Source organism: Acidimicrobiales bacterium (assembly GCA_036399815.1).
GTDB lineage: Bacteria > Actinomycetota > Acidimicrobiia > Acidimicrobiales > DASWMK01 > DASWMK01.
This window is the reverse complement of sequence record DASWMK010000269.1, coordinates 1-11,482: the sequence shown is the minus strand read 5'-3', so window position 1 is coordinate 11,482 and position 11,482 is coordinate 1. Positions and strand designations below refer to the sequence as shown.

General features: G+C 77.0%; 14 protein-coding genes. 6 read left to right on the top strand and 8 right to left on the bottom strand.

The features are described 5' to 3' along the window. Positions 1-108 precede the first annotated feature (108 nt). Complete coding sequence (locus VGB14_20395) at positions 109-903, bottom strand: inositol monophosphatase family protein (GenBank protein HEX9995294.1); 795 nt, start codon at positions 901-903, stop codon at positions 109-111. 26 nt (positions 904-929) lie between these two features. Between VGB14_20395 and VGB14_20390 the strand changes: the two genes are divergently transcribed. Both VGB14_20390 and VGB14_20385 read left to right on the top strand, forming a co-directional pair. Then, on the top strand, positions 930-1,943 hold the full coding sequence (locus tag VGB14_20390) for a GntG family PLP-dependent aldolase (protein ID HEX9995293.1): 1,014 nt from the start codon (positions 930-932) through the stop codon (positions 1,941-1,943). Next, positions 1,943-2,653 (top strand): PIG-L deacetylase family protein, encoded by a 711-nt coding sequence (locus VGB14_20385; GenBank protein ID HEX9995292.1) that lies wholly within the window; start codon positions 1,943-1,945, stop codon positions 2,651-2,653. The genes VGB14_20390 and VGB14_20385 overlap by 1 nt, the downstream gene beginning before the upstream one ends. Here VGB14_20385 and VGB14_20380 read toward each other — a convergent pair. Further along, on the bottom strand, positions 2,629-2,925 hold the full coding sequence (locus VGB14_20380; protein HEX9995291.1) for a hypothetical protein: 297 nt from the start codon (positions 2,923-2,925) through the stop codon (positions 2,629-2,631). The two genes, VGB14_20385 and VGB14_20380, sit on opposite strands and share 25 nt — an antisense overlap. Before the next feature lie 67 nt (positions 2,926-2,992). Between VGB14_20380 and VGB14_20375 the strand changes: the two genes are divergently transcribed. Further along, a complete protein-coding gene (locus VGB14_20375; protein HEX9995290.1) occupies positions 2,993-3,754 on the top strand; it encodes a polyprenol monophosphomannose synthase in 762 nt (253 codons plus the stop codon). 164 nt (positions 3,755-3,918) lie between these two features. On the opposite strand, the gene VGB14_20370 is transcribed toward VGB14_20375, so the two are convergent. Genes VGB14_20370 through VGB14_20360 form a run of 3 tightly spaced genes read right to left on the bottom strand, consistent with a single transcriptional unit; the run spans position 3,919 to position 6,679 of the window. Beyond that, on the bottom strand, positions 3,919-4,689 hold the full coding sequence (locus VGB14_20370) for an SGNH/GDSL hydrolase family protein (protein HEX9995289.1): 771 nt from the start codon (positions 4,687-4,689) through the stop codon (positions 3,919-3,921). After that, positions 4,686-5,999, bottom strand: coding sequence for an ABC transporter permease (locus tag VGB14_20365; GenBank protein HEX9995288.1), 1,314 nt, complete (start codon positions 5,997-5,999; stop codon positions 4,686-4,688). Before VGB14_20365 ends, VGB14_20370 begins: the two co-directional genes overlap by 4 nt. Next, positions 5,996-6,679: an ABC transporter ATP-binding protein gene (locus VGB14_20360; GenBank protein ID HEX9995287.1), complete on the bottom strand. Its 684-nt coding sequence runs from the start codon at positions 6,677-6,679 to the stop codon at positions 5,996-5,998. The genes VGB14_20365 and VGB14_20360 overlap by 4 nt, the downstream gene beginning before the upstream one ends. 61 nt (positions 6,680-6,740) lie before the next feature. Between VGB14_20360 and VGB14_20355 the strand changes: the two genes are divergently transcribed. Together VGB14_20355 and VGB14_20350 are read left to right on the top strand one after the other, a co-directional pair. After that, a complete protein-coding gene (locus tag VGB14_20355; protein ID HEX9995286.1) occupies positions 6,741-7,181 on the top strand; it encodes an SRPBCC family protein in 441 nt (146 codons plus the stop codon). A 34-nt stretch (positions 7,182-7,215) separates the two neighbouring features. After that, positions 7,216-8,718, top strand: a complete 1,503-nt coding sequence (locus VGB14_20350) for a carboxylesterase/lipase family protein (protein HEX9995285.1) — start codon at positions 7,216-7,218, stop codon at positions 8,716-8,718. On the opposite strand, the gene coaA is transcribed toward VGB14_20350, so the two are convergent. Genes coaA through VGB14_20335 form a run of 3 tightly spaced genes read right to left on the bottom strand, consistent with a single transcriptional unit; the run spans position 8,705 to position 10,856 of the window. Then, positions 8,705-9,625, bottom strand: coding sequence for a type I pantothenate kinase (gene coaA, locus VGB14_20345; GenBank protein HEX9995284.1), 921 nt, complete (start codon positions 9,623-9,625; stop codon positions 8,705-8,707). The genes VGB14_20350 and coaA overlap by 14 nt on opposite strands. After that, positions 9,622-10,098 (bottom strand): YbaK/EbsC family protein, encoded by a 477-nt coding sequence (locus tag VGB14_20340; GenBank protein ID HEX9995283.1) that lies wholly within the window; start codon positions 10,096-10,098, stop codon positions 9,622-9,624. The genes coaA and VGB14_20340 overlap by 4 nt, the downstream gene beginning before the upstream one ends. Continuing rightward, the gene (locus VGB14_20335) at positions 10,095-10,856 is read right to left on the bottom strand and encodes an alpha/beta fold hydrolase (protein HEX9995282.1); all 762 of its coding nucleotides are present in this window, start codon (positions 10,854-10,856) and stop codon (positions 10,095-10,097) included. Before VGB14_20335 ends, VGB14_20340 begins: the two co-directional genes overlap by 4 nt. Before the next feature lie 38 nt (positions 10,857-10,894). Between VGB14_20335 and VGB14_20330 the strand changes: the two genes are divergently transcribed. Beyond that, positions 10,895-11,386: an NUDIX hydrolase gene (locus VGB14_20330; GenBank protein HEX9995281.1), complete on the top strand. Its 492-nt coding sequence runs from the start codon at positions 10,895-10,897 to the stop codon at positions 11,384-11,386. Positions 11,387-11,482: the final 96 nt, after the last annotated feature.

The following is an 11,482-nucleotide window of genomic DNA, read 5'->3' as shown; positions in this document are numbered from 1 at the left end:
AGGTGACCTCCAATGACATGGTCGTCAAGCCTCCCCCGCTCGCCGGGCGGATGGGTGACCCGCCGTTGTCGGTCTCGTGACGACCCGCGGCGGACAGGTCACATTAGGTCAGGCGGCGCCCGCGCCCGCGCTGGCCAGCAGGGAGCGGAGCGGCTCGAAGATGGCCGGCGCGGCGGCGAGCACGAAGGCCGGCGACGGCGGCCCCCCGTCGAGGTCGCCGACCAGGGCGCCGGCCTCGGTGGCGACCAGCGCCCCGGCGGCCAGGTCCCAGGGCTGGAGGCCCCGCTCGTAGTAGGCGTCGAAGCGCCCGCACGCCGTCCAGCACAGGTCGACCGAGGCCGCGCCGTGGCGGCGGATGTCGCGCACGCACGGCAGCACCTGGGTGAGGACGGCGGCCTGGCGGCGGCGCCGCAGGGGGTCGTAGGAGAAGCCGGTGCCGACCAGCGCGCTCGGGAGGGCGGCGGCGGCGGACGCCGTCACCCGCTCGCCGTTGCACCGGGCGCCGCCGCCCCTCGTCGCCGTGAACACCTCGCCGTGGGACGGGTCGACGACCACGCCGGCCACGACCACCCCGTCCACCTCGGCGGCCACCGACACCGCGAACCCCGGCATCCGGTACAGGTAGTTGGTCGTCCCGTCGATCGGGTCCACGATCCAGCGGACCCCGGACGTGCCCGCCCGGTGCGAGCCCTCCTCGCCGACCACGCCGTCGTCGGGCCTCGCCGCCAGCAGCCGGGCCACGGCCAGCTCCTCGGCCGCCCGGTCCATCTCGGTGACCATGTCGGTGAGCGAGGACTTGGTGCCGACCTCGGCCCTCGCCTGGTGGAGGCGGAGCAGCAGCAGGTCACCGGCCTCGGTGGCGACGGCGACGGCCAGTTCGAGCAGCGAGGCGGCGAGGTCCACGACGGCACCCTAGGTAGCCTCGGCCGGTGACCGCCGAACGGGTCGACCTCCGCTCCGACACCGTGACCCGGCCGAGCGCGGCGATGCGCCGGGCGATGGCCGAGGCCGAGGTCGGCGACGACGGCTTCGGCGACGACCCGACGGTCCACCGCCTCCAGGAGGCGTTCGCGGCGCGGGTGGGCAAGGAGGCGGCGCTGTTCGTGCCGTCCGGGGTGATGGCCAACCAGATCGCCCTCCGCCTGCTCGGCCGCCCGGGCACGGCCGTCGTCGCCGGCCGCCGCCAGCACGTCGTCACCTACGAGCGGGGCGGGGCGGCGACGAACGCTCCCGTGCAGTTCCACCTCGTCGACGACGAGGACGGCACCCTCGACGTCGAGGCCGTGCGCTGGGCCGTCGAGGCGGCCGAGCACCACTACCCGGACGTGTCGGCGGTGTTCGTCGAGAACACGCACATGCCGTCCGGCGGCACGTGCTGGCCCCTCGACCGGCTGCGCGAGGTGGCCGCCGTCGGCCCGCCCGTCCACCTCGACGGCGCCCGCCTGTTCAACGCCGAGGTGGCGACCGGGGTGCCGGCCGCCGACTACGCGGCGCCCGCCGCCACCGTGATGTGCTGCCTCTCGAAGGGGCTCGGCGCGCCGATCGGCTCGCTGATCGCCGGATCGGCCGACCTGGTCGACGCGGCCGCCGACGAGCGCAAGCGGCTGGGCGGGGCCATGCGCCAGGTGGGGATCATCGCCGCCGCCGGCCTGCTCGCCCTCGAGCAGAACGTGGAGCGGCTGGCCGAGGACCACGAGCGGGCGGCGCGGCTGGCCGAGGCGGTGGCCGAGCGGTGGCCCGACGGCGGCCTCGACCCGGCGTCGGTGACGACCAACGCCGTCATCTGGCGCCACCCCGACCCGGCGGCCGTCGTCGTCCACCTGCACGACCAGGGCGTGCTGGCCGGCACGATCGCGCCGGGCGTGCTGCGGATGATGACCCACCTCGACGTCGACGACGAGGGCGTGGAGCGGGCGGCGAAGGCCATCGCGTCGGCCCCCTGATGGCCGACCTCGTCGGCGTCGCGCCGGCCAGCGCGCTCGCCGTCTACGCCCATCCCGACGACCCCGAGGTCGCCTGCGCCGGCACCCTGGCCCGGTGGGCGCGGGCCGGCGCGGAGGTCCACCTCGTGGTCTGCACCCTGGGCGACAAGGGGAGCGCCGACCCTGGCACCGACCCGGCCGCGCTGGCCGAGCGGCGGGCCGGCGAGGTCGCCGCCGCCGCCGCCGTCCTCGGCCTGGCCGGGGTGGTGCGGCTCGGCTACCCCGACGGCGAGATCGCCAACGACGCCGGCCTGCGGGAGCGGCTGGTCGGCGAGATCCGCCGGGTCCGCCCCGAGGCCGTGCTGAGCCCCGACCCGACGGCCGTGTTCTTCGGCGACACCTACGTGAACCACCGCGACCACCGGGAGGTGGGGTGGGCGGTGCTCGACGCCTGCTCGCCGGCGGCCGCCAGCCCGCTGTACTTCCGCTCGGCCGGCCCGGCCCACCAGGTGCGGGCCCTGTACCTGTCCGGGACCCTCGAGCCCGACGTGTGGGTGGACGTGACCGACACGCTCGACGCCAAGGTCGAGGCGCTGCGCTGCCACCGCAGCCAGCTGGGCGACGACGGGGTCGAGCTGGTCGGCGACGTGCTGCGGCGGCGGGCCGCCGAGGCCGGCCGCCAGGCCGGCGTGCCCTACGCCGAGGGCTACCGGCGGGTGCGCCTGGCCTGAACGCCGCCGTCGCGGTTCGGGTCGATCGTCCGCCACTCGCCCATGGCCCGGAGGACGAGCACGGCGATCACGGCGACCCCGCCGGCGGCGATCACGGCCCCCACCAGCGCGCCGACCCCGTTGGCGGCCGAGCTGTCCACCTGGAGGTCGGTGATCGCCCACCCGATGAGGCCGCCGCACACGCCGGCGACGAGGATGGCGAGGAAGGCCAGCACCCGCGCGCCGGTGGGCGGCAGCGAGGTCGGCGCCGGCGGCCGGGGTGACGGGTCCATGCCCCGATGCTACGGCCGGCCGCCACCCTCCCGACCGGACCTTCCCGCACCGGTACGGTGTCGGCCCGTGCGAACGCTGGTGGTGCTCCCGACCTTCGACGAGGCCGACAACATCGCCGAGGTCCTGCGCCGCATCCGGGCCGCCACCCCCGAGGTCGACGTGCTCGTCGTCGACGACGGCAGCCCGGACGGCACGGCCGACCTGGCCGAGGCGGCCGGCCGCGAGGTCGGCCGGGTCGAGGTGCTGCGCCGGCCGGCCAAGTCCGGCCTCGGCACCGCCTACCGGGCTGGGTTCCGCCGGGCCATGGCCACCGGCTACGACGTCGTGGTCGAGATGGACGCCGACATGTCCCACGACCCGTCGGCCCTGCCCCAGCTCCTCCGGGCCCTCGACGCCGGGGCGGACCTGGCCGTCGGCTCCCGGTACGTCCCCGGCGGGTCGATCCCGGACTGGAAGCTGCACCGGCGGCTGCTCTCCCGCTGGGGCAACCGCTACGCCAGCGTCGTGCTCGACCTCGACGTGCGCGACACCACCTCCGGCTACCGCGCCTACCGGGTCGAGGTGCTCCGCCGGGTCGACCTCGACGCCGTGCGGGCCGACGGCTACGGGTTCCAGATCGAGATGGCCTACGAGGTGGCGAGGGCCGGCGGCCGGGTGGTCGAGGTGCCGATCTCGTTCACCGACCGCGTCAGGGGCACGTCGAAGATGTCCGGCCGCATCGTGGTCGAGGCGCTCGTGCTCGTCACCTGGTGGGCGGTGCGGGACCGGGTCGTCCGCCGGGGCGACCGGGGCGGCGACGCCCTCGCCGCCGAGCCGCCGCCGGCCTGATCGGCGCCCGCGTCCGAGACGGCGCCGGCGACGGCCTCGCCGCCGGGCCGCCGCCGGCCCCACCGCGCGCCCGGCGCCGCCGACCGGCCCGCCGGCGGCGAGCGCATCCCGTCAGCCGCCGCCGACCGCCTCGCCGCCGGGCCGCCGCCCGCCCGGCGCCGGGGTCAGCCGCCCGGTCCGGCGGCGGCGAGCGCGTCCGAGAAGGCGCCGGCGACGGCCTCGTGGCCGGCCTGGCTCGGGAAGAAGCCGTCGCCGCCGAGCGGGTCGGGGCCGCCGCCCGCCCTCGCCCGGGCGAACGCGCCGTGCACGTCGACGACCGTGGCCCCGGCGGCGTCGGCCGCCCGCTCGATCGCCGCGTTCCACTCCCCGACGGCGGCCGCCTGCTCGGGCGTGGCCAGCGAGAGGCGGTCGGTCTCGCAGGCGTCCCAGTCGCCCGTGCCGGCCAGCTGCACGAGCGCGGCGGGCACCTCGTCGAAGGCCGGGAGGTTGGCGACGAGGACGGCCCGCCCCGGCGCCGCCATCCGGTCCAGCAGGGCGGTGAGGTCGCGCTCGAAGTCGGCCACCGGCGTGCCGGCGACGAGGTCGGCGCCGCCCAACCACACGGTGACGACGTCGGGGTCCAGGTCGGCCGAGCGCACGGGGACGACGCCGAGCGTCGGCGCCACCAGCGCGCCGGGGACGGCGAAGTTCACGAACGTCGCCGGCAGCGGCAGCCCGGCGAACAGCAGGCGGGGGTACGAGGTGCGGAAGGCGTCGGTCGACCCGGCCCCGAACGTCTCGCAACCGCCGACGGCGACGTAGACCCTGGGCGGGACGCTCGGGGCGTCGACCACCTCGTCCGGTCCGCCGGACGGGCCGATGCGGCCCACGGCGACGACCGCGGCGGCGGCCAGCACGACGGCGACCACCGCCCAGGTCAGGCGGCGGCGGGTCACACCTCCACCGCCTCTCGCGCCGGCAGGCGGGCGGCCCGCATGGCGGGCACGGCCCCGGCGACGAGGGCCAGCAGGCCGGCGCCGAGCACGCCGCCGGCCAGCAGGGGCAGCGGGATGGCGAGAGCGACGCCGGGCAGCCCCTCGCTCGTCAGGTAGCGGTTGACGACCCGGCCGACCGTCCAGGCGATCGTCCACCCGACCGCCGTGCCGAGCAGGCCGCCGGCCACGCCCAGCGCGCCGGCCTCGGTGAGGAAAACCCGCAGCACGTCCCGGTCCCGCGCGCCGATGGCCTTCAGCACGCCGATCTCCCGGCGCCGCTCCCGGACGGCGGCGAGCATGGCGTTGGTGATGCCCAGGCAGGCGATGGCCAACGCGATCAGCCCGATGGCGCCGAGCACGATGCCGACGACCCGCAGGTAGCGCTGGACGGAGGCGATGAGGTTCTCCGGCGCGCTGGTGGAGTAGCCGATGTCGGTGATCGCCTCCCGCACCTCGGGCACCCGCTCGAGCCCCCGGGCGACCACGAACGCGCCCGAGTAGGGCGACACGTCGAAGTCCTCGTCGGGGGGCGCCCCCTCGAGCGTCCAGTCCCGGGCCAGGCTGGCCTGCTCCTCGGAGGCGAGCACCATGCCCGGCGCCGCCTCCTGGGCGACCACGCCGACGATCTCGGCCCGCACCCACCGGCCCCGCACGATCTCCTCCTCGCCGAACCAGCGGGGCGAGCCGTAGGTCAGCTCGGTGCCGAGCACGGCGGCGGCGTCCTCGTCGTCAAGGTCGAGCCGCTCGAGGTACCCCTGGGAGACGGCGACCTCGGAGAGCGACCCGGGCGCCGGCAGCCGGCCGGCCAGCACGGTGACGGGCAGGTCGGCGACCCGGTGGAGGTTCACGCCGAGGACGGTCTCGGTGAACATCTCGGGGGTCGAGGCCCGGACCGCCGACCCGGGCGCGACCGGCGGGTCGGGCGGGACGACGCGCACCCGGCTGCCGACGACCGGCACCACCGACGCCACGCCGGGCAGCGCCCGCATCTGGTCGAGGGCGGCGTCGTCGAGGTCGCGGGGCGCGCCGGGCCGGGCGTCGTCCTGGTCGACCTGGCCGGGGTCGGGCTCGGCGGCGGCGACCTTGATGCCGGCCAGCGGCCCGCCGTCGGCCAGCTGGTCCAGCACCCGGGTCTCGGCCGTGCGGGCGATGGTCAGCAGGGCGGTGAGGAGTGCCGAGGCGAGGGCCACGGCGAGCACGGTGAGCACGGCCCGGCCCGGCCGCCGCAGCACGCCCCTCGCCGCCAGCTCGACGGCGTCCCGCCACCTCACGCGGCCACCAGCCGGCCGCCGTCCAGGGCGAGGCGGCGGTCGGCCCGGGCGGCGACGGCCCGGTTGTGGGTCACGACGACCAGGGTGCAGCCGTGCTCGGCCGGGAGCCGCTCCAGCAGGTCCATGACCGCGGAGGCGGCGCCCTCGTCCAGGTTGCCGGTGGGCTCGTCGGCCAGCACGAGGCGGGGGCCGTTGGCGAGGGCGCGGGCGATGGCCACCCGCTGGCGCTCGCCGCCGGACAGGGCGAGGGGCCGGTGCCCGGCCCGGTCGGCCAGCCCGACGGCGGCCAGCAGCTCGGCCGCCCTGGCCCGCCGGGCCGACGGCCGGGTGCCGGCCAGCGACCCGGCCAGCTCCACGTTCTCCTGGGCGGTCAGGGTGTCGAGCAGGCCGAAGTGCTGGAACACGAACCCCACGGTCGCCCGGCGGTAGGCGGCCAGCCCGTCGCCGGCCAGCCGGGACAGGTCGTGCTCGCCGACCACGACCGACCCCTCCTGGGGCGGCTCCAGCCCGCCGAGCACCGAGAGCAGCGTGCTCTTGCCGGCCCCCGACGGACCGGTGAGGGCGACGTAGCCGCCGGGGGCGACGTCGAGGTCGACGCCGTCGAGCACGGTCAGGCCCCCGCCCGCGGTCGCGAAGCGGTGCCGCAGCCCGCGGACGGCGACGGCGACGGCGACCCCCATGGGGACACGATGCCCCAGCCGGCACGCCAACGGGCCGCGGGTGGGGCAGGCTGTCGGCCCCATGCTGGCCTACGTCCGACGGGAGCACATCGACCGGTCGCCGGCGGCCGCCTTCCGGGTGCTCACGTCGGTCGAGACCACGCCGGGCTGGGCACCGGGCGTGCTGCGGGTCGAGCACGCCTCGCCGCTGCCGCTGCGGGCCGGCTCGGTGCTGCGCGAGGTCCGCCGGGTGCCGGCCGGCAAGGAGATCGAGACCGAGCTGACCGTGGTCGAGCTGGACCCGCCGGCCCGCTACGTCGTCGCCTCGCTCCTCGGTGACGTGCGCACGACGTGGACGTGGGAGATCGGCGAGCACGAGCGGGGCTGCTCGGTCGTGCTGACCTGCGAGGTGCAGGCCCCGCCGGCGGCCGCCCGCACCGCCCGCATGCTGGCCCGGGTCCTCCACCGCCAGGACCGCAAGCTGCTGAAGGCGTTCCGCCGCACGGTCGAGTCGCTGCCCTGACCGGTCGGGGCGCCCGACCGTTACCTTGCCGGGCATGGAGGAGCTCGTCGTCGAGACCGCGGCCGGCAAGGTCCGCGGTCGCCGGAGCCGGGGCGCGTGCACGTTCCGCGGCATCCCCTACGCCAGCCCCCCGGTCGGACCCCTGCGGTTCGCGCCGCCCCGGCCGGCCGAGCCCTGGGCCGGCGTCCGCGACGCCCTGGAGCTCGGCCCGGTCGCCTGCCAGCGCCCGTCCGGCCTCGAGGCCATGCTCGGCGCCCGTCGCCCCGAGATGTCCGAGGACTGCCTCACCCTGAACGTGTGGACCCCGGCGGCCGACGGCCGCCGGCGGCCGGTCCTCGTGTGGGTCCACGGCGGGGCGTTCGTCACCGGCAGCGGCGGCACTCCCTGGTACGACGGCGCCAACCTCGCCGCGAGGGACGTCGTCGTCGTCACCCTCAACTACCGGCTCGGCGCGCTCGGCTTCCTGCACCTCGAGGTCGTCGAGGGGTCGGGCAACGCCGGCATCCTCGACCAGGCCGCGGCGCTCGGGTGGGTGGCCGAGAACGTCGCCGCGTTCGGCGGCGACCCCGGCAACGTCACCGTGTTCGGCGAGTCGGCCGGCGCGATGAGCATCGGCGCCCTCCTCGGCCTGCCGGCGGCGCGCGGCCGGTTCGGGCGGGCCGTCCTCCAGAGCGGGGCCTGCGCCCACGTGTCCGAGCGGGAGGCCGCCGAGCGGGTCGCCCACGAGGTGCTGGCCGAGCTGGGCCGGCCGGCGTCGGTCGACGAGCTGCGGGCCGTCCCCGTCGAGGCCGTGCTCGAGGCCCAGGCCGCCGTGTCGGCGCGCCACGCCGCCGACCCCGTGTCCGGCCTGCCGTTCCAGCCCGTGGTCGACGGCGTCACCCTGCCCCGCCACCCCCTCGACGCCGTCACCGCCGGCGAGGCCGACGCCGACCTCGTCGTCGGCACCACCCTCGAGGAGGCCCGCCTCTTCACCCTGCTCGACCCGCGGCTGGCGTCCCTCGACGAGGCCCAGCTGTCGTCGTGGTGCGACCTCGCCTCCAACGGCACCGGCGCCGCCCCCGGCCGGGCCCTCGCCACCTACCGCCGGCGGCTGGCCGAGGCGCCGGTCCGGGCTGTGTGGGACGCCGTCCTCACCGACCGGGTCTTCCGCATCCCCGCCATCCGCCTGGCCGAGCGCCAGTCCCGCCACCGCCCGACGTTCATGTACCTGTTCACCTGGGCCACCCCCGCGTTCGGCGGCGCGCTCGGCAGCTGCCACGCGCTGGAGATCCCGTTCGTGTTCGACAACCTCGACGCCCCCGGCGCCGGGCTGTTCGTCGGCGAGGTGGGGCCGGGCATGCGGGCGATGGCCGCGGCGATGGCCGACGCCTGGGCCGCCTTCGCCCGCGACGGCCGACCCGAGGCGCCGGGCCTGCCCGAGTGGCCGCCCTACGACACCGACCGGCGGGCGACGATGGTCCTCGACGAGTCGCCCGAGGTGGTCGACGACCCCTTCGCCGACGAGCGCCTCGTGTGGGAGGAGCTCACCAGCGCCTGAGCCGGACCTCCCGGACGGTGTGGTCGGGGCCCTTGCAGAGCACGAGCCGGGCCCGGTCCTTCGTCGGGGCCACGTTCTCGTGCAGGTTGACGGCGTTGACCGTCGCCCAGATCGACCGGGCGGTGGCGACGGCCTCGTCGGGCGACAGGTCGCCGTAGCGGCGGAAGTAGGAGGACGGGTCGCGGAACACGGTCTCCCGGAACGTGAGGAACCGCTCGACGTACCAGCGCTCGATGTCGTCCTCGTCGGCGTCGACGTACAGCGAGAAGTCGAAGAAGTCGGACACGAACCGCCCCGGCCCGGCCTGGAGGACGTTGAGGCCCTCGACGATGAGGACGTCGGGGGACCGCACCCGCTCGACGGCCCCGGGGACGATGTCGTAGGCCAGGTGCGAGTAGACGGGGGCGGTGACCTCGGGGTCGCCGGCCTTCACGGCGGCGAGGAAGTCGACGAGGGCCCGCCGGTCGTAGCTCTCCGGGAAGCCCTTGCGGTGCATGAGCCCCCGCTCCTCGAGCACCCGGTTGGGGAGCAGGAACCCGTCGGTGGCGACGAGGTCGACCCTCGGGTGATGGGGCCAGCGGGCGAGCAGGGCCTGGAGGAGGCGGGCGGTCGTGCTCTTGCCGACGGCGACGCTGCCGGCGATGCCGATCACGTAGGGGACGCGGGCCGGCGGGGCGCCGAGGAACGTGTCGGTCACCTCGGTGAGCTGGCGGCTGGCGGCGACGTTGAGGTTCAGCAGGCGCGACAGCGGCAGGTAGACGTCGGCCACCTCGTCGAGCGTCAGCCGCTCGTTGATGCCCCGCAGGGTGGGCAGGTCGGCCTCGCCGATGGTCAGCGGGGTGGAGGCGCGCAGGCCGGACCACGTCGTGCGGTCGAAGACGAGGTAGGGCGTGGCCGGGTCGGTCACGACAGGCGGCAGACCGTGCCGCCCGCCGCCCGCACCAGCTCGCCGGGCGCGATCGGGAACACGTGCCGGGGCGTGCCGGCCGCCGCCCACACCACGTCGTAGTGGAGCAGGTCCTCGTCCACGAACGTCGGCATGGACGACGCGTGCCCGAACGGCGGCACGCCGCCGATGGCGAACCCGGTCGCCCGCCGGACCGCCTCGGCCCCGGCCCGCAGCACCTCGGTGCCGCCGGCGGCGGCGGCCAGCCTGGCCTCGTCCAGCCGGTTGGACCCGCTGACGAGGGCCATCACCGGCCGCCCGTCGACGAGGAAGGCGAGCGACTTCACGATCTGGCCGACCTCGACGCCGACGGCACGGGCCGCGTCGTCGGCCGTGCGGGTGCCCTCCGGGAACTCGCGGACGTCGACGGCCACGTCCCGCTCCCGCCCGGCGGCGACCACGGCGGCGACGCTCGCCGGCAGCCCGGCGGTCATGCCGGCACCCCGGCCAGGAAGTCGGCGATGGCGGCGGCGAACTCCGGCTTGGTCGGCACGTTGATGTGGTCGCCGGGCACGGTGACGGCCTTCGCCCCCGGGATGGCGGCGGCCAGGTCGCCGACCGCGCCCGCCATCGTGTCGGCCTCGCCGGCGACGACGAGGGTGGGCACGGGCACGGTGGAGAGGTCCGGGAGGGGCGGGGCCAGCGCCCGCTGCACGGCGGCGAGCGCGAAGCGGTCGGCCTTGGTCGCCTCGGCGAAGAACCGGAACGCCCTCGCCGTCGGGTCGGTGATCGTGCGGCGGTCCTCGGCCACCAGCCCGTCGGCGATGGCCCGGCGGTCGACCACCCCCCGCTGGAGCACCCGGCCGCCGACCCCGCCGAGCACGAGCGACCGCGCCCTCGGGTCGCCGATCGCCACCCGCAGCGCCGTGTACGCGCCCATCGAGTAGCCGGCCACGTGGGCGGCGTCGGCGCCGAGGTGGTCGAGCAGGGCGGACACGTCGTCGACCATGACGGTCCCCGCGTAGGAGGCGTCGTCATGGGGCTTGCCCGAGCGGCCGTGCCCCCTCGCGTCGGCGGCCACCACCCGCCACCCGGCGGCGGTCAGCGCCCCGACGACGCCGGGTCGCACCCAGTTGGTGTGCAGGTCCGCCGCGAACCCGTGCAGGAGCACCACCGGGACGGGTCGGGCGCCGTCCTCACCGAACACCTCGTAGTGCAGGAGCGTGCCGTCCGGGGCTTCGAGCTCGGGCACGGGCGGAGCCTGTCACACCCCGGTGGTTGACTGAGACCGTGCGCGAGTGGGTGGTGGCCGGTGGGCTGGTCGAGGGGCCGGGGGGCCTCCTGCTGGTGCGCAACCGGCGGGCCGGCGGCCGGTTCGACTGGACCCCACCCGGCGGGGTGGTCGAGGTGGGCGACGGCGAGTCGGTGGTCGACGGGCTGACGAGGGAGGTGCAGGAGGAGACGGGGATCCTGGTGACCGAGTGGGCCGGCCCGGTCTACGAGGTGACGGCCGAGGCGGCCGGCATGGGGTGGCGGCTGCGGGCCGAGGTCCACGTGGCCGTCCGCTACGAGGGCGACGTGGCGGTGGCCGATCCGGACGGCATCGTGGTCGACGCCGGGTTCTTCCCGCTCGAGGCGTGCGCCGAGCGGCTGGCCGGGTGCGACCCGTGGGTCAGGGAGCCGCTCGGGCAGTGGCTGGCCGAGCGGTGGGTGCCGCCCCGGGCGTTCGCCTACCGGGTCGACGGCGACCGCCGCGACGCCCTCCGGGTGGTCCGGCTGTGAGCCGCCCATGACGACCGCCGCGCCGCCGGGCGCATCCCATCGCGGTCGCGGGGCAGGCCCGCGCGGCGCGCCCGCGGACGCGTCGCCGGTCGGTCG

Bases quoted from the DNA above. Each gene is read 5' to 3' on its own strand.
- VGB14_20385 (HEX9995292.1), top strand. From the start codon at position 1,943: ATGGCCGACCTCGTCGGCGTCGCGCCGGCCAGCGCGCTCGCCGTCTAC.
- VGB14_20340 (HEX9995283.1), bottom strand. From the start codon at position 10,098: ATGACCGCCGGGCTGCCGGCGAGCGTCGCCGCCGTGGTCGCCGCCGGG.
- VGB14_20360 (HEX9995287.1), bottom strand. From the start codon at position 6,679: ATGGGGGTCGCCGTCGCCGTCGCCGTCCGCGGGCTGCGGCACCGCTTC.
- VGB14_20350 (HEX9995285.1), top strand. From the start codon at position 7,216: ATGGAGGAGCTCGTCGTCGAGACCGCGGCCGGCAAGGTCCGCGGTCGC.
- VGB14_20355 (HEX9995286.1), top strand. From the start codon at position 6,741: ATGCTGGCCTACGTCCGACGGGAGCACATCGACCGGTCGCCGGCGGCC.
- VGB14_20380 (HEX9995291.1), bottom strand. From the start codon at position 2,925: ATGGACCCGTCACCCCGGCCGCCGGCGCCGACCTCGCTGCCGCCCACC.